Origin of the sequence: Porphyromonas sp. KLE 1280 (assembly GCF_000700805.1) — a bacterium.
Lineage (GTDB): Bacteria > Bacteroidota > Bacteroidia > Bacteroidales > Porphyromonadaceae > Porphyromonas > Porphyromonas pasteri.
Genome location: NZ_KL362967.1, coordinates 87230 through 110219 on the forward strand (window position 1 = coordinate 87230; position 22990 = coordinate 110219).

The 22990-nt window shown below is 57.2% G+C and carries 13 protein-coding genes; 11 read left to right on the top strand and 2 right to left on the bottom strand.

The window, feature by feature from the left end:
• Position 1 precedes the first annotated feature (1 nt).
• From secG to HMPREF1121_RS08485, 3 genes are all read left to right on the top strand, one after another.
• Complete coding sequence (secG, locus tag HMPREF1121_RS08475) at positions 2–400, top strand: preprotein translocase subunit SecG (protein WP_044115820.1); 399 nt, start codon at positions 2–4, stop codon at positions 398–400.
• A 158-nt stretch (positions 401–558) separates the two neighbouring features.
• On the top strand, positions 559–1098 hold the full coding sequence (locus HMPREF1121_RS08480) for a 30S ribosomal protein S16 (protein ID WP_009433396.1): 540 nt from the start codon (positions 559–561) through the stop codon (positions 1096–1098).
• A 187-nt stretch (positions 1099–1285) separates the two neighbouring features.
• Positions 1286–4480, top strand: coding sequence for a TonB-dependent receptor (locus HMPREF1121_RS08485; RefSeq protein ID WP_044115821.1), 3195 nt, complete (start codon positions 1286–1288; stop codon positions 4478–4480).
• A gap of 103 nt (positions 4481–4583) precedes the next feature.
• On the opposite strand, the gene HMPREF1121_RS08490 is transcribed toward HMPREF1121_RS08485, so the two are convergent.
• Positions 4584–5723 (bottom strand): MBL fold metallo-hydrolase, encoded by a 1140-nt coding sequence (locus HMPREF1121_RS08490; protein WP_044115822.1) that lies wholly within the window; start codon positions 5721–5723, stop codon positions 4584–4586.
• Positions 5724–6185: 462 nt separating this feature from the next.
• On the opposite strand from HMPREF1121_RS08490, the gene HMPREF1121_RS08495 reads away from it, so the two are divergent.
• From HMPREF1121_RS08495 to HMPREF1121_RS08510, 4 genes are all read left to right on the top strand, one after another.
• The gene (locus tag HMPREF1121_RS08495; protein WP_044115823.1) at positions 6186–8363 is read left to right on the top strand and encodes a TonB-dependent receptor; all 2178 of its coding nucleotides are present in this window, start codon (positions 6186–6188) and stop codon (positions 8361–8363) included.
• Positions 8364–8972: 609 nt separating this feature from the next.
• On the top strand, positions 8973–11411 hold the full coding sequence (locus HMPREF1121_RS08500; protein ID WP_044115824.1) for a coiled-coil domain-containing protein: 2439 nt from the start codon (positions 8973–8975) through the stop codon (positions 11409–11411).
• 14 nt (positions 11412–11425) lie between these two features.
• A complete protein-coding gene (locus tag HMPREF1121_RS08505) occupies positions 11426–12442 on the top strand; it encodes an OmpA family protein (protein ID WP_198019172.1) in 1017 nt (338 codons plus the stop codon).
• Positions 12443–12596: 154 nt separating this feature from the next.
• Positions 12597–14876: a GH92 family glycosyl hydrolase gene (locus HMPREF1121_RS08510; RefSeq protein ID WP_044115826.1), complete on the top strand. Its 2280-nt coding sequence runs from the start codon at positions 12597–12599 to the stop codon at positions 14874–14876.
• Positions 14877–15269: 393 nt separating this feature from the next.
• On the opposite strand, the gene rsmA is transcribed toward HMPREF1121_RS08510, so the two are convergent.
• Complete coding sequence (gene rsmA / locus HMPREF1121_RS08515) at positions 15270–16073, bottom strand: 16S rRNA (adenine(1518)-N(6)/adenine(1519)-N(6))-dimethyltransferase RsmA (RefSeq protein ID WP_044115827.1); 804 nt, start codon at positions 16071–16073, stop codon at positions 15270–15272.
• Between the two features lie 131 nt (positions 16074–16204).
• Here rsmA and HMPREF1121_RS08520 point away from each other — a divergent pair, with 131 nt between their 5' ends.
• The 4 genes from HMPREF1121_RS08520 to HMPREF1121_RS08535 all read left to right on the top strand — a co-directional run bounded on the left by HMPREF1121_RS08520 (position 16205) and on the right by HMPREF1121_RS08535 (position 22407).
• Complete coding sequence (locus tag HMPREF1121_RS08520; RefSeq protein WP_044115828.1) at positions 16205–17236, top strand: lysylphosphatidylglycerol synthase transmembrane domain-containing protein; 1032 nt, start codon at positions 16205–16207, stop codon at positions 17234–17236.
• Between the two features lie 39 nt (positions 17237–17275).
• Positions 17276–18730, top strand: coding sequence for an aminoacyl-histidine dipeptidase (locus HMPREF1121_RS08525; protein WP_044115829.1), 1455 nt, complete (start codon positions 17276–17278; stop codon positions 18728–18730).
• A gap of 48 nt (positions 18731–18778) precedes the next feature.
• Positions 18779–19666, top strand: a complete 888-nt coding sequence (gene fabD, locus HMPREF1121_RS08530) for an ACP S-malonyltransferase (RefSeq protein ID WP_044115830.1) — start codon at positions 18779–18781, stop codon at positions 19664–19666.
• 221 nt (positions 19667–19887) lie between these two features.
• Complete coding sequence (locus tag HMPREF1121_RS08535; protein ID WP_084152050.1) at positions 19888–22407, top strand: TonB-dependent receptor; 2520 nt, start codon at positions 19888–19890, stop codon at positions 22405–22407.
• Positions 22408–22990 lie beyond the last annotated feature (583 nt).

Below are 22990 nucleotides of genomic sequence, written 5' to 3' on the forward strand. Positions count from 1 at the left end.
CATGTTCTACCTACTCACGGTACTGATCCTGATAGCATCCATCGCTCTGGTGCTGCTGGTGATCGTACAGAAGTCTAAGGGCGGTGGCCTGGCTTCACCCTTTGCTTCGACGAATAACATCATGGGGGTCCGTAAGACTACCGACGTGCTGGAGAAGGCTACTTGGTGGCTCTTCGGTATCGTAGCCGTGCTCTGCATCTCCTCGTCGCACTTCCTCGGCACCGGGTCGGATGCGGATTCTAAGACGCAGCAGGTCCTCGAGCAGAATGCCGCTAAGGGTGCTGCTCCTACGGCTCTGCCCGCCCTCGGTGGTGGTGCTGCTCCTCAGCAGGGTGCTCCTGCGGCAGCTCCCGCTCCTGCCACGGAAGCTCCTGCTCCCGCAGCTGCGCCTGCCAACTAAGGCTCCGTACACCTATATAATAGGCACGCCCCTCACCAGCTGAGGGGCGTGCCTATTTCTTTATTAGAGCGGGAGATAGGTGGTATGGTTTTATTGCGTATCTTTGCACCCGATCTAATGCAACGAAGCAGAAGGTTCTAACAATTTTACCGATTTAAATGGCAACGAAAATCCGTTTACAGCGCCACGGTCGCAAGGCTTATGCCTTCTATAAGATCGTCGTCGCTGACAGTAGAGCGCCACGAGATGGCAAGTTTATTGAGAAGATTGGTACGTACAACCCCAACACCAATCCTGCCACAGTAGATTTGGACTTCGAGCGCGCTCTGTATTGGCTCACGACTGGTGCACAGCCTACCGACACGGCTCGTAGCATCCTCTCTCACGAAGGCGTTCTCCTGAAGAAGCACCTCCTCGGTGGTGTCGCTAAGGGCGCATTCGACCAGCAGGCCGCTGACGCTAAGTTCGAAGCATGGAAGTCTAAGAAGGATGGTGCCCTTGGCTCTATCCGTGAGACCCTGGCTAAGGACAAGGCTAACGCCGCTAAGGCTGCTCTGGAAGCCGAACAGGCTGCCAACAAGGCCAAGGCTGCTGCTGTAGCTGCTAAGAAGCTCGCCGAAGCTGAAGCTAAGGCTGCTGCTGAAGCTCCCGCTGAAGCCGAAGAGGCTCCTGCTCAGGAAGAAGCTGCTGCAGAATAGTCGACCGCTGCATCCTCGTAAGAGATGTCTCCGATAAAGAAATAGCGGACGCTCACCCTTCACCTCACTTACGTGGGGTGAAGCGGTGGGCGTCCGCTTCTTTGTCGTCTTATCCACCTTTATCCATCACTCACACTTAGTCCTCTGGCTGTGACGGCCGTCACAGCCACCTGTACAAACAAAGCGTATGAAGAAGTATTTACTTCGTCTCTTGGTACTGGCTCTCTTTGCCTTCGCCACCCCAGCCGTATGGGCCCAGGTGACGACCTCGGCGATCAACGGTACGATCACCGACCCTACTACCAAGGAGACTCTTATCGGCGCCAGCGTTGTCGCCAAGCACCTGCCTACCGGTACGACCTACGGCGCTATCACTAACGCCAAGGGGAACTTCAGCATCGTAGGTATGCGCCCAGGTGGTCCCTACACCCTCACTATCTCCTATATCGGCTATCAGTCTGCGAAGATCGAGAACGTCAACCTCGCTCTCGGTGAGACGGAGACCTTCAACATCGAGATGAAGGACGATACCAAGCAGCTCACCACGGTCGTCGTCACGGGGGCTAAGGGTAATAAGTTCAACTCTCAGAAGACTGGCGCTGGCTCAGCCTTCTCTCGCAAGAACATCGAGCGTGTCCCTACCGTATCGCGTAGCATCATGGACATCGCTAAGCTCACGCCTCAGGCTAACGGTAGTGGCTCCTTCGCTGGGGCTAACAGCCGCTTCAATAGCTTCCAGATCGACGGTGCTGTCAATAACGACGTCTTCGGTCTCGGTACCTCGGGTAAGAATGCTATCTCCCTCGAAGCTATCGACGCTCTGCAGGTCGTCATCGCTCCCTTCGACGTCCGTCAGTCGGGCTTCACCGGTGGCGGTATGAACGCTATCACGAAGTCGGGTACCAACACCTTCCACGGCTCGGTCTACGACTACTACTACAACCAGGACTTCTTCGGCACGACTGCTGGTAAGGACGTCAAGACCCGCAAGGCCCTCGACAAGCAGTATGAGAACACCGTCGGCTTCACGCTCGGTGGTCCTATCCTCCGCGACAAGCTCTTCTTCTTCGCTAACGGCGAATACGTCAAGGGTGTCCGTCCCTCGACCTTCACCCCAGGCAACGGCTCTGTCGTCCCTGAGGAAGATGCTAAGAAGATCGCTGACAAGCTCACGAGCCTCGGCTACAATGGTGGCAGCTACGCTACGCAGGATATCCCCAGCGAAACCTTCAAGGGGCTGGTCCGCCTTGACTGGAACATCAACTCCGCTCATCGCCTCACGCTGCGCTACAGCCACATCAACGATAAGCCCTACAACTTCTCGAACTCTCCCACGCGCCTGCGCTTCTACAACAACGGTTACCACAAGCACAGCGTCACCAATACTATCGTCGCTGAGCTGAACTCTAAGCTCACCGACAAGCTCTCCAACGAAGCTCGCGTCAGCTACAGCGGTATCCGCGACAAGCGCACCTACCTCGGTGGTGCCTTCCCCTTCGTCCTCATCAATGGTATGGCTGGCAAGGCTCGCTATCAGGTCTTCGCTGGGGTCGACAAGGATACGCCTGCTAACGAACTCGATCAGGACATCTTCTCTCTGACGGATAACCTGACGCTCGCACTCGGCAATCACACGCTGACCTTCGGTACGCACAACGAGCTCTTCCGCATGCGTAACCTCTACCTCACGAACTACTACGGGAACTATGAGTACTCCACGCTCGATGACTTCCTCGCTATCGGTACGGCTAATGAGGTAGCTCCTAAGTCTTACGGCTACTCTGCTGCTGACGTCTCTCGCACGGGCGACGCTCGATGGGCTCCCCGCTTCCGCGCTGGTCAGCTGGGCTTCTACGCTCAGGATGAGTGGAAGGCTACCGATCACCTCCGCCTGACTTACGGTCTGCGTGTCGATATGCCCTTCTTCCTCGATCGTCCTACGGCTAACCCCGACTTCAATAGCTCTGCTGTCGCTAAGGAATACGGTGTCACGAACAACTACCTGCCTCCTATCCGTCCGCTCTTCTCGCCACGTGTAGGCTTCCGCTATGACGTCGACGCTGATAGTCGCTACGTCATCCGTGGGGGTACGGGTATCTTCACCGGTCGTGTGCCCTTCGTATGGATCTCCAATAGCTTCTCCAATAGCGGTATGGAATACCTCCGTACGGCTGTCCTCGGTACGAACGTCCCCACCATGCGCTTCAACGCTGATGTCAACCATCAGTTCACGCAGCCTGGTAAGACGACTGAGATCGATATGGTCGGTACGAACTTCCGCTATCCTCAGGTATGGCGCTCGAACCTCGCTTTCGATGCTAAGCTCCCCGGTGGTTTCCGTGCTTCGCTCGAAGGGATGTACACGCGCAACCTCAATAGCGTACGCTACCGCAACCTCCTCCTCCGTGAGAACGGTACGCTCGACCATGGCCATGGTCAGGTCCGTCCTGTCTACAAGATCGATGCTGAGCTCGCTAAGCAGTACACGAATCTGCTCCTTCTCTCGAGCAACAACCTCGGCTATAGCTACAACCTCACCGCTACGCTGGCGAAGGACTTCGGCCACGGCCTCGATGCTTCGATCGCCTATACCTTCGGTGAGGCTAAGGCTGGCAACGACGGTACGAGCTCGCAGGCTGCTTCGAACTGGGGCTACAACTACTCGAGCGATATCAACGGCGAGGAGCTGTCTTACTCCAACTTCGATATGCGCCACCGCATCATCGGTCAGCTCAACTACCGAGTAGAGTATGCTAAGCACTTCGCTACGACCATCGGTATCATCTACAACGGGCAGTCGGGTGGTCGCTACTCGATCCTCTACTATGGTGACGCCAACGGTGACGCTCGTACGATCCCCGGTCTGCGCAATGACCTCGCTTACATCCCCACGAAGGAAGAAGTCGCTAACGGCTACTTCACCGCTACGATCGCTAACAAGCCCGGCGAATCTGCCTCAGACCGTGCTATCCGCCAGGCTCAGGCCAACAAGGAGATGGCAGACAGCTTCGAGCAGTTCATCGCCAGCAGCGGTGACCTCGCTCAGCAGCGTGGCCGCATCGCTCCTCGCAATGCTTTCATGTCTGAGTTCGTCCACAAGTTCGACCTCCACTTCGCTCAGGACTTCTTCCTCAACATCGGTGGTCGTCGTCACACGCTCCAGCTCAATGCCGACATCATCAACCTCGGCAACCTGCTGAACCGTGGCTGGGGTATGAGCCCATACATCCAGTACGACAACATTACCCCCATCGCGATCTCTACCGACCGCGCTACGGGCAATCCGGTCTACAGCTTCACGCACCACCGCAGCACGCCTTGGGATTACTCCGACATCAACTCTCGCTGGAGAGCTCAGGTCGGTGTGAAGTACACCTTCTAATCGTGGCGTAGTCCTGGCGACTACTCTACGCGAAAAAGCCTCGGGGCACCTCCCTCCACTTCTGTGGAGAGGGGTGCCCCGAGGCCTTTTTGTTTTGTGGGGATTAGTCGAGCTTCTCCCACCAGTCGTCGGTGGTGAAGGTGCTGTCGGTGTAGTGGACGATGTCGCCAAGGCGGGGCATCAGGATAGGGAAGCCCTTCTCATCGCGCAGGCGCTTTGCGTTCTGCAGCGGCTCCTTCCAGGGGTGCATCGCCAGAGCGAACTTCGCATGGTGCACCGTGAGGAAGCGCTTAGCGCCGAGGGCTTGCATCGTCTCGCCGAGGTGTTCGGGGAGCATGTGGATGCCGCTCCAGTTCTCTTTGTTGTACTGCCCGTTCTCGAGGATGGCCAGATCCAGCTGGGGGAACTGCTTCCCGATCTCGGCATAGTGCGGGCCGAAGCCACCATCACCACCGACGTAGACCGAGTGCTTCGGACCCTGCAGGACGAAGGAAGCCCATAGCGATTGGCTGGATGTGAGACCTCGGCCGGATAAGTGCTGTGTGGGAAGGCAGTGTACGCGCCCACCCTCTGCTGTCGGGGTGCTTTCGCCCCAGTCCAGCTCTACGATCTGGTCGGGACGGTAGCCCCAGCGCTCGAGGTGCGCCCCGACGCCGAGCCCCGTGTAAACCTTGCGCACACGGCTCTGTAGCTCTTTAGCTACGTGGTAGTCGAGATGATCCCAGTGGTCGTGGCTGATGACGAGGTAGTCGATCTCGGGGAGGTCAGCGACGTCGAAGACCTGCGTGCCCTTGAAGAAGGCGTTGGAGATGCCGAAGGGGGCGCCCTCGACGAAGACGGGGTCGATGAGGTAGCGCACGCCGTCCATCTGCAGGAGGTAGCCCGAGTGGCCGAACCATACGATGAGGTCCTCCGAGCGGTCGAGCTTCTTCAGGTCGTGACGCACCACGGGGATGCTATCGACAGGGCGGATATTATCGGGTCGGTCGAAGAGGAACTTCCAGAGGATCTTGATGCGGTCACCCATGGAGCTGGGCTGCATGCCTTGGGACATGGGGTAGCGATTTTGGAAGCGCCCGTCACGATAGTTCGGTGAGTGCAGGATACGCTCCAGTCGCGCGCCCGAGGGGAGCGCCCCGAAGGAGGGGCTGTGGAGGATGAGGTAGCCGACGCCGAAGAGGACGGCGACGATGATGCCGAGGGTAATGAAGAGAACCATAATACGTCGCTTGAGCTTACTCATAAAAAGGTGTAAGGTGCTATGAAGAGCTGGATATAAGTGTTGTGAGAGATATCCCTATAACGATGGATAGGATGTAATAGTTCTCTCGGGGGGGGGGGCGTACCTGCTTGATGCAGCCTGCTCCTGGCGATGCCGGACGGAGCTATATAGGTGGCGGCTCTGACCTATATTGCTTCGTGAGGTAAGCTATATAGGTCGACGCGGTGACCTATATAGCTTGGCGGGCTGACCTATATAGGTTCGTTCGTGGATGTCAGGAGAGGAGAGCGCCGACTCATAAAATAAGAGTAGAAAAGGATCGCCGCACGTCTCGATGACTACCTATATATAGCTATTTTTCATCAATAGGACTCATTTGCCTCAGCCGTGATGTACCTTTGTATCGCCCTCTTGATGAGGCAAGAAGTGTCTCCTCTGCTCGTGGATTGGGTAGGGGATTTTCCTACTTATCATGTACATAGAATGATTCATCGTAAGTTACTCCTTACGCTTGGCCTCGGCTGTCACAGCTTCTTGGCTATGGCACAGAGTCCCAGTGTGCACGGGACACAGCATCCCGATCACGAGCTCCAGGACGTCGTCGTCGTAGGCTCACGTATGCCGGAGATCAAGCAGCGCGCCGCTGCAAGTATCACGATTATTCCCGAGCGAGATATTCGGGAGATGAGCCAGATCCTGCCTGATATGCAGGCTATCGTTGGCTACTTCATCCCTGGAGTGCCTCCTACGGGCAACAATGTGAACGAGCGCTACAACACCCTGCGTGGGCGTAGCATCCTCGTCCTTATTGACGGTATCCCCCAGTCTACGCCCCTGCGAGCCACGAGTCGTGACCTCCGCTCCATCGACCCTGCTGCGGTAGAGCGTATCGAGGTTATCAAGGGAGCTACCGCCATCTTCGGTAATGGTGCCAACGGGGGGATTATCAACATTGTCACCAAGCAGAGTAAAGAGAAACGTCCCTTCGGCGGGCAGTCTCAGCTGAGCTATACGGATCACAATTTCTTCAAGAGCTCAGAGAAGACGGCGGGCTATCGTCTCTCGCAGCAAGTCTACGGGCAGGCTGGCTCCTTGAGTTACCTCGTCGATGGTGTCTACCAGCATACGGGATCGGCTATTGCCGCCAATGGCGTCTATCTCTCGCCTCGCTATGGGCTCGGAGATACGCGTACGATCAACACTTTGGCGAAGTTAGGCTACCGCTTCAGCGACCGTACGCAGCTGGAGCTGATGTACAACTTCTTCCGCACAGAGCAGGATGGCCCTTTAGTGGCTTCGGGCGGGAAGTACTTGGTCTCGCCTCGCATCGGCGTCCCAGGGACCCAGCCTGCTGAAGCGATGCCCGAGGGTCTGCCCTACAACCATAATGCTTATCTCAAGCTAAGCTCTCGCGAAGTCTTCGCTCAGACTGACCTCGAAGTCTCGCTCTTCGGGCGCAGCATCAAGTCGGTCGCTGACTATCGCAAGCACAATCCGAAGAGTCCGCGCTGGGAAGAGACCAGCGGTCAGGCGCTTACCAAGGCGTCGCAGGGGGGGGCACGTGCTCAGCTCCTTTCACGTCTCACCCCTTCGTCACAGCTGAATCTTCAGCTGCTCTATGGGGCGGACTTCCTCTTAGATCAGACAAGTCAGCCTCTGGTCGATGGTCGCTACTGGGTGCCTAAGATGACTTCGGTGAACTATGCTCCCTTCGTGCAGGGTAAGGCGGTGCTATCTGACCTGCTGACTGTCAAGGCTGGAGCGCGCTACGACTGGATCGATGTCCACGTCCCTGACTATACCGTCCTGCGTACCAAGAAAAGTGATCCCCTCGTGCAGGTCGCGGGTGGTACGCTCGGCTACCGCAACCTCTCGCTCAATGTGGGGGCGACGTACAACGGGCTCAAGGTCTTCCAGCCCTTTGTCTCCTACTCTGAGGGCTTCTCTATCTATGACCTTGGGCGTACTCTGCGCTCTGCTAAGGCTGATGTCCTCTCGAAGATCGAGACCGATCCAGTGCGTACGCACAATTATGAGGCAGGCTTCTATTCGCATCTTTCCGATCTCTTCGGGGAAGGTACGCGCTTAGATCTGCAGGGGGCCTTCTACTATACTTATGCAGCTCTGGGGAGTGATCTTATCAGTCAGAATGGCTTCTGGGTAGTTGACCGCTCTCCACAGCGTATCTATGGTATGGAGCTGAGTGCAGAAGCTACGCTGAGTCCGAAGCTCTCACTGGGTGCGACCTTCTCCGCTCTGGAGGGGCGTAAGCGTCTCGCTGATGGCTCGTGGAATGGCTATATGTCGGGGCAGTCTATTCCTCCGCTCAAGCTCACGGCTCACGTCAGCTATCGTCCCATCAAGGATCTATCGCTACGTCTCTTTGCTCTGCATACGGGTAGCCGTGATCGCTTTGCTCCCAAGACGAATCCTACTACAAAGGAGAGCCAATACGCCGAGGGTGAAGGGGTGGTCAAGCCCATCTCGCTGCTCTCCCTCCAGGGGGCTTATCGTCTCGGTGCCTTCACGGTGGGGCTCGGTGTCGAGAACCTGCTGAATACTACCTATTACCCCATCCAGTCTCAGCTCGTAGCACGCGATGCGGAGTATACGCAGGGCAATGGGCGTATGGTCACACTCTCGCTGAGCTACCGCTATTAGTTGGCGATAATGCCTCCCGCTTATGAGCGGGGAATCGGGCAATCGTAGGTCGGTCTCTTCCGTCCTGCGGTTGCCCGACTTGTTTCGTGGTGCTGCCAGTGTAGTAGGGTGGTGCAATCGACTACTTATTGGGGTGGTGAACCACTACTGCTTTGAATACGAATATCTATTTGAACGGTGGAGGGGACGTATATTGCTTCGCGTGACTCCTGCCTCGCACGCTGTGCTGGTGCTTGGGTGGATGGAAGCGTTTGTGTTGCGTAAAAGAGCTGTATATATTGTATAGATATAGGTCGCAATTGGGGTGATGAAAATGCGAAGCCCCGAAGAAGATGAGAGATTCCTACATAGGGGCTGAGACATTTCTCAAGGAATAACCATTGTCTATATAGGAATAGACTGCTTATATCTCAGGTTGTTAAGAATTTTATATCTTTGTAATGTTTTAACAGGTGAGGTGGCTTCCCTTTAGAGGGAGGATCCATTGAGTCTACGACCCACTGAATCTAATGCCATCTTGCTTATGGAGGGCTATTTACGAAGCCTTAGCATACTGCTTCAGCCCTCGTCAGGACAAGTAACATGACAACTCCTAATTCGAATGTATATATGAAGAAACTTTCTTTGGTTCTTTGCGCTACGATGCTTGCTGGCATTGGTAGCAAGGCTATGGCTCAGGTACAGGATGTTAGCTTCACGGTCGCACCCGTAGTAGGCTACACCCACTGGGACAGCAAGCTCAACCTCGGTGACTCACCCTTCTGGGGTGTGCGCGCTGGCTTCGGCTTCGGCCCCCTCGTTGAGATCCGCGGGATCTATGAGCGTAGCTTTGACCTCAAGGGCAAGCTCAAGAACAATTCCTCGACTCCCTCATGGCTCCTCAACTGGGCTGACAAGCTCGAAGACTCCAACGTAGACATTAAGCGCTACGGTGGTGAACTCAAGTTCAACCTCTGGTCTAACTCCTTCATCACGCCTTACCTCACCGCTGGTGGTGGTATCATGGAGCTCGGCTACACGGCTACGCCCGTCGGTGGTGCAGCTACGAGCTATAAGGAAAAGCAGATCTACGGCGCCGGTGGTGTCGGTCTGAAGTTCAACATGGGCCGTCGCGTATCACTCTCGCTCGAAGGTAAGGACCTTATCTTCAACGTCAATCCAAGCAACCGCTACCTCGCTTCTGCTGCTAACGGTGGTGACCAGCTCCACAACTGGACGGGTCAGGCTTCGCTTGACATCTACTTCGGTGGCACGAACTACGACTCTGGCGATGCGATCTCTCGTGCGTACCGTAACATGTACTCCGATGGCTTCCGTGGCGTTAAGTTCGTCCTCGAGCCCGGTATCGCTTATGTAGACTACCCCGCTGCTTCGGGCCTTGAGCCTCAGTGGTTCCTCGGTGGTTCTGCAGGGTTTGACTTCTCGTCGATCTTCGGTATCCGCGGGTTCTACTACTCAGCTACGAAGACTCCTGGTACGCTCGACTTCGACCTGAACAACGAGCTCCGCATGTACGGGGGTAACTTCATTGCTCGTCTGAACATGCCTCGCGGTCTGACGCCTTACCTCAACCTCGGTGCTGGTTATCGCGAAGTCACGGGTAAGTTCACGCCTACCATCACGGGTGCTACGCCTAAGAGCGGGCTCTTCCTCTTTGGTGGTGGTGGTCTTGAGATCCCCCTCTTCAAGTATGTCGCTCTCTACGGTAGCATCAACGCTATGCTGAGCGAACAGGAAAATCCTGCTATCACGAGTGTCACCGACCCTGCTGACGTGAAGGTCAACGCCTTCTACCAGGCTGGTGTCCGCTTCAACTTCGGTCGCTCTAACCGCGATGGTCGTGAGCTCTACCAGAGCTACAGCGATGCTCAGATGCGCTCTGAAGTCGCTCGCCTGCAGGAATCCAACCTCGAGGAAATGAACGCTCTGCGTGCAGACTACGATGCTCGTATCAAGAAGCTCAACGCTCAGCGTGCTGACTACGACGCTCGTATCAAGAAGCTCAACGAAGAGCTGGCTGATGCTGTCTCTCGCCGCGATACCGTCACGGTGACCCGCGTACTGCGTGAGAAGAGCGAAGTAGCTGACCGCATCACGGACGTCGACAACCAGACGGCTCAGGTCGCTACGCAGAAGCCTCAGGTCGCTCAGCAGGGCCGTACGGTCACGCTGACCAAGGCTCAGTTCGACGCTCTCGTCAATCAGGTTGTCAGCGACCTTAAGCGTGAGAAGGGTTCACAGGTATCTGTATCTGATGTCACGGGTAGCAACCTCTCTGACCTCGATAAGATCCTCCTGCTGAACGCTCTCTACCGTAGCCCCTACGCTGCTCCTAACTTCCTCGGCCAGCCCGTACAGGCTCAGCCTCAGGTACAGCCCCAGCAGCTGCAGAGCCAGGACTCCTCTAAGGCAGACCCCAACATCGCTCTCGTCAAGCGCCTCGACCAGGTCATCGACCGCCTCGACGCTATCAACACGACTCAGGCTCAGCAGACCGCTGGTGCTCAGCAGTCGGGTAAGTCCAGCGATGACATCCGCCTCATCGAGCAGTATCTGCAGAATGAGCAGAACCGTCGTGACCGCATCATCGTCGCTGGTCAGAACGAGAAGGATGAAGTCTACGCTAAGGAAGTCAAGGTAGAGCCTGCTAAGGAAACGCTGAAGTTCAACCGCGCTGCCCTCTTCGTAGGTCCTAACTTCGGTGACCAGTTCGCTCTCAACGTAGGCGCTCGCGGCTACATGCAGATCCTCGACTCTCAGTTCGACTTCGCTCCCGATGTCTATGTATCTCTCGGTAAGAAGACGGGCTTTGGTCTGAACGCTAACGTCCTCTACAACCTGCCTACCTTCCTCGACGGGGCTATCACACCTTACCTCGGTGTCGGTCTGGGTGTCAATAGCATCGGTGGTCTATCACGCTTCCTCCCCAACTTTGTCGTCGGTACGTCCCTCGGCAACGTCCTCGGTGGTCGTGTCTTCGTTGACTACACCGCTCGTGGTGCCTTCCGCAACAACCAGCTGGCTGTAGGCTATCGCTTCAACTTCTAAGAGACATGCGTCCTATGAAGTCCCTCCTCCTTGCTCTCTCCCTCTTCTCTGTTAGCTCTGTCGCCTTGGCACAGAGCGCAGGGCAGAGCGTGAGTCAGCCTCTCGCTGCGGCCGACACGCTCATCACCCTCTCTGAGGAAGATCTGATGCGTGCCGTGCGTGCTGTCGCCGAAGCCCGTATCGCATCGGAGAGCCAGCAGCAGACCAAGCAGACGACCTACGGCCTCACGGCCGAAGACCTCCGTCTGGTGAAGCTGCAGATGCTCCTCAGTGCCCTCGGTCTCGGTGGCGTAGCACCTGTCCAGCAGCCCATGCCCTACGCACCTGCTGGTAGCGTGAACTATACCTACGCACCTCATACTGCTACCCAGGCACAGCCTCAGGTGAGCAACAGCCGTCTCGATCGCCTCGAGCAGCTGATGCTCCTCCTCCTGCAGCGCCGTGACTCGGACCGCGATGCTATCGTCCTGCCCGCTCGCTCTAAGGGCCAGAAGCAGACGATCGTCCAGCAGCCTGTCGTAGATAATAGCTCGAGCGACTCGCTCCTGCGCGAGCTCCAGCAGGAGCTCGCTGCCCTGCGTGCCGCTCAGCAGGCTCAGCCCGCACAGCAGCCCCAGGTGATCATCCAGCAGCCTGCTCCTACGATCATTCAGCAGCCCCTGCAGCCCGAGGTGCAGACGAAGACAGAGGTCCGCACGGACACGGTCGTCGTCTCTTACTTCAAGCGTCAGGTCTTCTTCCCCGTAGGTAAGAGCGATCTGCTTCCCGAAGCACGCCTCACTCTCAACGAAGTCTATCGCGTCCTCGCAGGCGATCCCGATATGAAGCTCTACCTCACGGGCTACGCTTCCCCCGAAGGGAATGCCCTCGTGAACGAGCGTCTTTCGCAGCGCCGTAGTCAGGCTGTCCTTGACTACCTCACTGCTTGTGGGATCTCTTCCGACCGCCTCATCAGCATCGCTGGTGGCGTCGACCGCAATACCGACCTCAAGAGCAGCGCTCGCCGTGTCGACATTGAGCTGAAGAAGTAAGCCCATCGGCACGCTATCCACATAGCAAGAAGCCCCATCTATCCCGCTGATAGATGGGGCTTTTTCGTTATCTTTGAGGAGAATATGCCCTGCAGGTGAGTGCTAAGGCATCTCGTCTATAGGGGGCTATCGTCCCAAGTTTCATTTATCGCCCATGCTTCATCAGACACGCTCGCTCCTGGCGGGCCTCCTGCTCAGCCTCGTACTGGTAGGCTGCTCCTCGACGGGTCTCGGTCGCTCAAAGAGCCTTGACCCGATCGACTATGTAGACCCCTACATAGGGAATATTAGCCATCTCCTTGTGCCCACCTACCCCACAGTGCATCTGCCTAATGGGATGATGCGTGTGCACCCGCAGCGTACGGACTATGCTTCTGAGCAGATCGCTGGCCTACCGGTAATCCTGACGTCGCACCGTGGTGTATCGGCCTTCGCTATCAGCCCGCTGAGTGCCCTCAGCGATAGCCTCCCCGAGGTATCACGCTATAGCTACGATAGCGAGAGCGTCCGTCCCTACCTCTATGAGGTGACCTTGCTGGAGCCTGAGGTGCGTGTGCGCTATGCTCCCTCGTACCGCAGTGCGATCTATCAGTTCAACTTCGAGCGGGCTAAGGCAGGCCATCACCTTGTCTTCTCCACGCCCGATGGGGAGCTCGTCGCTTCGGGGAAGAACCTCTTCGGCTACCAGCAGCTCGAGGACTCTACGCGTGTCTACCTCTACGCCGAGATGGATGCTGAGCCCACGGAGCGCCTCGTGCGTGATACACTCACGGGTCGCCTCGTGACGGTCGATGGCGTGGCACGTGGCAATACCCTCTGCCTCTCCTTCGCTAAGCAGGGCGTGACCCTCCGCTACGGTGTGTCGTACATCAGCGTCGAGCAGGCCAAGCGCAACGTCGAGCAGGAGATCCAGTCCTTCGAGGTCGATCTCGTGGCTAAGTACGGGCGCAACGAGTGGTCTAAGGCTCTCGATAAGGTCGAGATCGAGGGCGGTACTCCCGAGGAGCGCCGTGTCTTCTATACCTCACTCTACCGCACCTATGAGCGTATGATCTGCCTCTCGGAGGACGGTCGCTACTGGAGTGGCTTCGACAAGAAGGTCCACGATGACGAAGGCGTACCCTTCTACACCGACGACTGGCTGTGGGATACCTACCGCGCTACGCACCCCTTACGCATCCTCCTCGACCCCGTGAAGGAGCAGCAGATGCTCACGAGCTACCTCCGTATGGCCGAGCAGAGCCCCGAGGGATGGCTGCCTACCTTCCCCGAAGTCACGGGCGATACGCACCGTATGAACGGCTCGCACACCATCGCTACCTTCGCTGATGCCTATGCTAAGGGGCTCTCGGGCTTCAACCTGAGTGCTGCTTACCAAGCAGCGAAGAAGACGATGGCCGAGAAGTCTTACCTGCCCTGGACACGTCGCCCCAAGGGGGTACTCTCGGAGTTTATGGATAAGGAAGGCTACTTCCCTGGTCTGGATATCGGGGAGAAGGAGACCGTCCCCGAGGTGACGCTGTGGGAGAAGCGTCAGAGTATCGCTGTCAGCCTTGCTGCTGCCTACGACTACTGGTGTCTGTCGCAGCTGGCGAAGTTCTCCGGGCACGACGTGGAGAGTGCCGACTACCTGCGTCGCTCCTACGACTACCGCAAGCTCTTCAACTACGATACGGGCTTCTTCCACCCCAAGAATAAGAAGGGGCGCTTCATCGAGCCCTTCAACTATGAGCTCTCTGGTGGCCTCGGTGCACGTGACTACTACGATGAGAACAATGCCTACACCTACCGCTGGGACGTACAGCACAACCCCGCTGACCTCATCTATCTGATGGGCGGTCGTGAGCGCTTCATCGAGCGTCTGGACGAGACCCTGCGCACACCACTCAGTATGTCGAAGTGGGAGTTCTACAGCAAGCTCCCCGACCAGACGGGGAACGTCGGTCAGTTCGCTATGTCGAACGAGCCCAGCCTCCACATCCCCTATCTCTACAACTATGCTGGCGCTCCCTGGCGTACGCAGCGTCTGGTGCGTAAGCTCATCGACACGTGGTTCCGTGGTGACCTGATGGGTATGCCCGGTGACGAAGACGGTGGCGGTATGACAGCCTTCGTGGTCTTCTCTATGATGGGTATCTATCCCGTGACCCCTGGGATACCCGTGTACAACATCGGTACGCCCTTCTTCTCGAAGGTGACGCTGCGTCTGGCTTCGGGTCGCACCTTCGTCATCGAGGCGGAAGGCGCTTCCTCGGAGAACAAGTACATCCAGAAGGCTACGCTCAACGGCAAGCCACTCGATCGCCCCTGGATCCGCCACAGCGACCTGGCTGCCGGTGGCAAGCTCGTCTTCACCATGGGCTCTCGCCCCAATAAGAGCTGGGGTGCGACTACGCCTCCTCCCTCTGCGGAGCGCGTCGAGCTGACGGAATAGTCCGCACCGCTCTTAAAAAGCCCTACCGCTCCCCCGCCTCGTGCCACAGCCGCACGGGGTGGGGGAGCGGTCGTTTATTTGCCTCACTCACACGCTAATCCGTGTGCGAGAAGGCGTAACTCAGAATGTCCCCTTCGGGAGGTCATTGGGTGAACCAGTACTGGTCGACGAAGTGACCAGTACTGGTAACTAATATCAACCAGTACTGCTTCGCATCGTGACCACTACTGGTCCGCTCGCTGACCAGTAGTGGTTCGCCCATCGACCAATATAGGTTCGTGCCACCCTTCACTATAAGGATGGAGAATGCGGCTCCCAAGCATGACGAATAGAGATACGAAAGCGGGCTCAGATGATAGTCATCTGAGCCCGCTTTATCGTGTCGTGTAAATGCTATGCCTTAGCAGCGGCCTTCGCCTGATGCTCCTCGAGGAGGTGCGTCAGTGTGACGAAGTCCTCGACACTGAGCTGCTCGGGGCGCTTGGAGAAGATCTCCGCCGTGTAGCCCGTGTAGTCGGCTCCGAAGAGCGCCTTGAGTGAGTTGCGCAGGGTCTTACGACGCTGGTTGAAGCCCGTCTTGATGACCTGCTTGAAGAGGGCTTCGGAGCAACCGAGGTCGGTGCGCTCATTGCGGATTAGGCGGATGACACCGCTCTTGACCTTGGGGGGCGGGTTGAAGACGTGCTCGTCGACGGTGAAGAGGTACTCCACATCATACCACGCCTGCAGGAGGACGCTCAGGATGCCGTAGTCCTTGTTGCCTGGAGGGGATGCCAGACGCTGGGCGACCTCACGCTGGAGCATACCGGCGCAGCAGGGGATGCGCTCGCGGTAGTCGAGCATACGGAAGAAGATCTGTGAGGAGATGTTGTAGGGGTAGTTGCCGATGAGGGCGAAGGGAGCGTCACCAGGGAAGTAGTCTTCGATGGGGATCTTGAGGAAGTCACCCTCGATGATACGCCCCTCGAGCGCGGGGAAATGCGCCTTGAGGTAGGCTACTGACTCGGTGTCGATCTCGATGACGTGCGTGTCGTAGCCCTTCTCCAGGAGGAATTGGGTTAGCACTCCCATGCCAGGACCGATCTCAAGTACAGGCAGATCGCGGTGGCTGGAGATGCTGTCGGCGATGCGCTCGGCGATAGAGAGATCGGTGAGAAAATGTTGGCCTAATGCCTTCTTGGCTTTAACTTGCTGCATGGGAGATAACTAAAAACTTATTACATTTGCTATACTAAAGTAGTACAATTTATCAAGAGCTATTAGAGTACACTCCCTTGCGTGGTGCCGAGCCTCGAGCTTTGCCCGCCTCTCGAGTGGGTGTGTGTCGAATGAAGATCCATCCTACCCTTAAGTCCATTCTCTGGATTGTAGTCCCACTGCTCCTCGGTGGGTTGGGCTTCTATGGCCTCTATCGTGATACCGACTGGCACGAGCTGCAGGAGACCCTCCGCACGGGGGTCAACTATCCCATCCTCCTTTTCAGCCTCCTCTTTGGACTTATGAGCAACCTCTGCCGAGGCTTGCGCTGGGAGCTCCTTGTGCGCCCGCTCACCGCTGGCGAAGCACCTCCACGGCGCATCAATGCCGTCTGTACGGTGCTCGGCTCCTATACGGTGAACATGGGGATACCTCGCTCGGGCGAGGTGTGGCGCTGCGTCGAGATGGAGCGCCGTGAGGACATCCCCTTCGCTGGGCTCTTCGGTACGCTCATCGTCGATCGCCTGACGGACGTGACGATGCTGGCGCTGATCCTCCTCGGGATTATCCTCAGCTCGACAGACTTCTTCATCGGTTACTTCGCCTCCCACCCCGAGCTGGAGGCCTCGCTGTGCGCCTTCATCTACTCCCCGTGGTCGGTGGTGCTGGTAGCGGTCGGGCTGCTCGCTCTCGGAGGCTTCATCTGGCTCCTGCGCTACCGCCGCGGGAGCCGTATCGCACAGTTCTTCCTGCATATCTGGGACGGGATGATGAGCATCCGCTATATGCCACACCGCGGGCGCTTTCTCCTCTTGACGCTCCTCATCTGGATCGGGTACTTCTGCTACTTCTACTTCGCGCTCTTTGCCTTCGAGGCCACGCGCGACCTTCCCCTCTCCGTGGCAAGCATCGCCTTCGCCATGAGTAGTATGTCGGTTATCGTGCCCGTCCAGGCGGGTATGGGGGCGTGGCATGCTGCGGTCATCATCACCTTCACTACCTTTGGTATGGCTACCCAGCCAGCCAAGGACTTCGCCCTCATCGTGCACACGGCGCAGACGCTGTGGATCACGCTCGTGGGCCTCATCGCGATCATCACTCTTCCCATCATCAATAGACACTACACGCGCAGACGCACCGCACCCGCTACGAGCGTGCGCTGAGCATAACTATCCATTATTCATATTAAGAACGAATCGACTATGGCTGCTGAAATCAAGACCCTGTCTCCCGCTTGCGTGTGGAGCTACTTCTATGATCTCACACAGATCCCCCGCCCGACGTTCCACACTGAGGCGGTCCAAGAGTACCTCCTTGCTCTGGCAAAGCGTCTGAACCTCGAGGCTCAGCGTGACGCTACGGGCAATATACTCATCCGCAAGCCTGCTACTCCTGGCCTCGAAGGACGCCCCGTGGTGACCCTGCAGGCCCACATCGATATGGTGCCCCAGAAGAATAGCCACATCGAGCATGATTTCATCAAGGATCCTATCGATGCCTACATCGATGGCGAGTGGGTGACGGCACGTGATACGACGCTCGGCGCAGACAATGGTATCGGCGCAGCCTATATGATGGCCGTCCTCTCGGATGACACCCTCAAGCACGGCCCTCTCGAAGCGCTCTTCACCGTAGACGAAGAGGTCGGTATGGTCGGTGCCAACGGCCTACAGCCTGGCTTCTCTAAGGGAGATATCCTCATCAACCTCGACAGCGAGGATGAAGGTCTTCTCTTCGCTGGCTGTGCAGGTGGCCTCGACGTCAACGTCAAACTCGAGTACAAGGATCAGGAGCCTACGCCCGAAGGGGATATCGCTGTGCGCATCAGCCTGACGGGTCTGCGCGGTGGTCACTCGGGTATGGATATCATCCTCGGCCGTGCCAACGCTAATAAGCAGCTCGTGCGCTTCCTCAAGGAGGCTATCGCCAGCTACGGTGCTCGCCTCGTGCACCTCGAAGGGGGCTCAGCTCGCAATGCGATCCCTCGCGAAGCCTTCGCGCTCGTGACCATCCCCGAAGCAGAGGCTGACGGCCTGTGGGAGTTCGCTTCGGACTTCCTCGACACCCTGCAGACGGAGTATAAGAATATCGAGGACGGCATCAGCCTCAGCCTCGAGCGCACGGATCTGCCCAAGACGGTCATCCCCGAAGAGATCCAGGACGGCGTCATCGGTGCCCTGGATGCGTGCATCAATGGCGTGCAGAGCATGCTCACCGACTTCCCTGGCATCGTAGAGTCCTCTACGAATATGGCGAAGATCTTCGTCGGCGACGGTACCTTCACCGCTACCTTCATGCTGCGTAGCTCCTCGGAGAGCCGCAAGGAGTACGTCGCTTCTCAGATCGAGAGCGCGATGAATCTGGCGGGTGCAGAGGTCGAGTTCGCAGGTGCTTACAACGGCTGGGCGCCTAACGCTGACTCCGCCGTCCTCAAGACGATGCGCCGCGCTTACGAAGAGGTCACGGGTAAGTCCCCCGAGATCACCGTCGTCCACGCAGGGCTGGAGTGTGGTATCATCCAGGGCGTCATGCCTGATATGGATATGATCTCCATCGGTCCTGACCTTCGCTCGCCCCACTCTCCCGACGAGAAGGTGCACATCGCCTCTGTTGAGCGCACTTGGAAGGTCCTCGTCAAGGCGCTGGAGCTGATTTAATTCGCATACCAAGACCCTAAGTATATCATCACAAGAAGAATTTAGTAAATGAGTAAGACAGCTTATGTATTCCCTGGCCAAGGCGCCCAGTTCGTGGGTATGGGGAAGGAGCTTTATGAGAATCATCCCTTAGCCAAGGAGCTCTTCGAGAAGGCCAACGATATCCTCGGATTCCGCATCACGGACATCATGTTCGCTGGTACGGACGAAGAGCTCAAGCAGACGAAGGTCACGCAGCCCGCGGTCTTCCTGCACTCCGTCATCCGAGCACTCTGCCTCGGGGACGAATTCCAGCCCGATATGGTCGCTGGTCACTCTCTCGGTGAGTTCTCCGCACTCGTCGCTGCTGGTGCACTGAGCTTCGAAGACGGTCTTCGTCTCGTCTCCAAGCGTGCTCTGGCTATGCAGGAGGCTTGCGAAGCTAACCCTGGTACGATGGCTGCTATCCTCGGTCTGCCCGATGAGAAGGTCGTCGAGATCCTCAAGACCATCGAGGGTGGGGTAGTCATCGCTGCCAACTTCAACTGCCCTGGTCAGCTCGTCATCTCTGGTGACGTCGATGCTATCGACCGCGCTTGCGAAGCCCTCAAGGAAGCTGGTGCTAAGCGTGCTCTGCGCCTCAACGTCGGTGGTGCCTTCCACTCACCTCTGATGGAGCCAGCACGTGTCGCACTCGCCGAAGCTATCGAGGCTACGGAGTTCCATACCCCCCGCTGCCCCATCTATCAGAATGTACCTGCCCACGCTGTCAACTGCACGCACGGCATCAAGAAGAACCTCATCGCTCAGCTGACGGCTCCCGTACGCTGGACGGAGAGCGTACAGGCTATGGTCGCTGACGGTGCTACGCGCTTCGTCGAGGTAGGCCCTGGTGCTGTCCTTCAGGGGCTGGTCAAGAAGATCGCTCCCGCAGTAGAGACCGAAGGCAAGCAGTAAGCTCCGCCTCCGCTCTATCCCCCAATAGTCCGCCGCCCGACCCTCTCCCTTACGGAGACGGTCGGGCGGCGGCGCTTTGATAGCCCCCAGCCGAGGGGAGATCATGCCTGAGAAGCCTCTGGAAAATACATACTATTAGGTATTGTGCTCACCTCGTGTGCGCTATACCTTTGCACGGCATTTACATTCGTTCCCTAATTTCACCAATTGTATATCCGTCAATGAAGAAATGTATACTCCTGGGGCTGCTCGTATGGAGCACTGCGGCCCGAGGCGAGACGCTATTGCCCGTAGCTACCCCAGATACCCTCTCTGCTAAGGCTGTGACGCCTACTGCAGCACAGCTCCGTGGTCGTGTCACCGACTCTCATGGTGCTCCTATCGAGGGGGCAGTCCTCGCCGTCGGCGATCCTCAGCTTCGCCTCACTGCGCATACGGACCGTGAGGGGCGCTTTACTCTCGACGGCCTTCCCGCAGGACGCCAGCCCGTCATCATCCAGGCGATGGGCTATATCACGCAGCGCCGTCTCCTCTTCCTCGGAGAGGGAGCAGGCACAGACCTGCACTTCATCCTCGATGAGCGCGAGCAAGCACTGCCTACCGTCGACGTCATCGGGCGCCGTGAGCAGTCGTATCGTAATGCTCTGTCCTTCGCTGGGACCAAGACGGCGACACTCCTGCGTGACGTCCCTCAGTCCATCGGCTACGTCACGAAAGAGCTGGTCTTAGACCAAGGTGCCATCACCGTCAATGATGTGGTGAAGAACATCAGCGGTATCAACCAGTACTCCTTCTACAACGACTTCTCGATCCGTGGCTTCCGTGCTACGGGGAACCGCAACTCAGGTAATCTCCTCAACGGCATGCGTGCTCAGACGAGCCTCTGGCGTCAGTCATCGCTGGCGAATATTGAGCGCGTCGAGGTCATCAAGGGCCCTGCTTCCGCACTCTTCGGGAATGCTGCCCCAGGTGGTGTCATCAATCGTGTGACGAAGAAGCCCCTCAATATAGCCCGTCGCTCGGTATCGCTGACGGCTGGGAGCTTCAATACGAGTCGTGCCTATGCCGACTTTACGGGACCTCTGAATGAGCGCAAGACGCTCCTCTACCGCCTGAACCTCGGCTATGAGAATTCGGATACCTTCCGTGATCTGCAGAAGCTCACGACGCAGATCGTAGCCCCCTCGATCACCTACCTGCCCTCAGATCGTACTCGCCTCAATGTAGACCTGGTGTACACCAGCAGTGCGGGGAAGCTCGACCGTGGCGTCGCGATCTTCGGCGATGGGGATCTCTTCTCCCGTCCGCTCTCTTCTACGCAGTCGGCAGCCAATGACTATCTGCGTGAGCAGACGCTGAACCTGACCTTCGCTCTCTCGCATCAGATCGCCGAGGGGCTCCTCTTCAATAGTACCTACCTCTACTCCTCCTACAGCGAGGATATGATGGAGCACTCGCAGGACAATGCCTTCGTCAAGAAGGCGGACGGCACGGATGACCCCGCCCTCGTCCTGATGCGTGTGACCAAGCGCTTCCGCAACTTCCGCAATCACGCCTTCAATAACTACTTGACGTGGAATGTCGCTACGGGAGCCGTCCAGCACAAGCTCCTCTTCGGCTATGACCACTTCAATACGCAGCTGGCTCCAGGCTCGTCCTACATCGAGGCAGGCGGCTACCTCTTAGCTAACGGTGGCACGGCCAAGACCTTCAAGAAGGCTGATATCGCTAAGTACCTCCTGGATAAGGACGGCAACCCACGTACGAACGTCCCTGCCTTCGACCTCAACTCTACCGTCGGCAATCAGTATCAAGACGTCACGAAGTACATCTACGAGTCGAAGGCCGTACGCCCCTCAGATCAGTATACCAATGGGATTTACTTGCAAGAGCAGCTCTCATGGCAGCGCCTGCAGCTCCTCCTCGGTGCTCGCATAGAGTGGTTCACCGACGTCGTGCAGGATGCTAAGGGAGTGAAGACCCGCACGCACCAGCATGCCTTCACTCCACGTGTAGGCTTGGTCTATGGTATCACACCCTCTACCAATGTCTACGCTACATGGATACGAGGCTTCGAGCCGCAGGCCGTCTCTGTACAGAGTGATCCCACTTCGGGTGGTCCCTTTGATCCCGTCCAGAGTGAGCTGTGGGAGATCGGAGCGAAGGGTGACTACCTCAATAGCCGCCTCACGGCGACGCTCAGCCTCTTCAGCCTCCGCCAGCGCAATACGCTCTACAATGCGGGGATCACGGGTGAACCCAACCGTATGGTGCCCATCGGCGAAGAACTCTCGCGAGGCGTAGAGCTTGATGTCACTGGGAAGATCCTGCCCTACTGGAGCGTGATGGCCAGCTATAGCTACAATGTCGCTGAGATCACTAAGGCTGCCGAGGGGACGAAGGACCTCAACCTGCAGCGCCCTGGTACGCCCCGTCATTCGGCAAACGTCTGGACGAAGTTCGTCATCCCTCAAGGCCCTATCGAAGGGCTCGGTATCGGCTTCGGTGTCCATGGCGTGAGTGAGCGTCTTGGGCAGGTCGGCCGCCGTGCCAATGTAGTCACCTACCCTGGCTATGTCCTCCTCGATGCGGCTCTCTACTATAAGGTGCGCGATGTACAGCTCCAGCTGAATGCGAATAACCTGCTGGATAAGCGCTACTACGTCTCGGGCTACGACCGTCTGCGCTCCTTCCCTGGCTCGCCACGTCACTTGAGCCTCTCTGCGACCTACCGCTTCTAAGGGATAGAAGCGCACCACTTCACTTCTTTCTCCTCCCCCGCTATACCCCGTGTGTCGGGTGTATAGCGGGGGAAGTTGTATCCGGTCTATCCCTATTCGCTCGTCATCGGAGCCTGTTCCCGAGAGTCCTGCCCTCCTTTTAGAGTGGTATAGCACGCCCAGCTCGCCGATATGCCTCTCCGAAGTGTCCAAGTAAGCCCTTCGCCTCATCGCGCGTATTCCTCTTATTTAGCGGAGGGGAAAAGTGTCCTTCTCGTGAATAAAAAAGCGCCTTCACATAGTGGTTTTCCTCTGTCTATGCACGTAGATTTAAAGACCAGGCACGTCAATCCAAATATCCACGTACGTAGATATTAGAGCCACGTACGTAGATCAAGCTTATCAGCCACTCGTCCACAACTTTTATCCCTACACGGAGCAACAACCTAATAGAGGTCACTTCACAAAGCCATATAGCTTTCTTCGCCATCCTATATTCCGCTCCCCTACGAGCCCTAAGAAGAGCCCCGCTAAGAAGCCGGATGGCGGTATATTATTGTTATCTTTGTCTGTAGAGAATAAACATGGGGGCGATGGGGGGCTA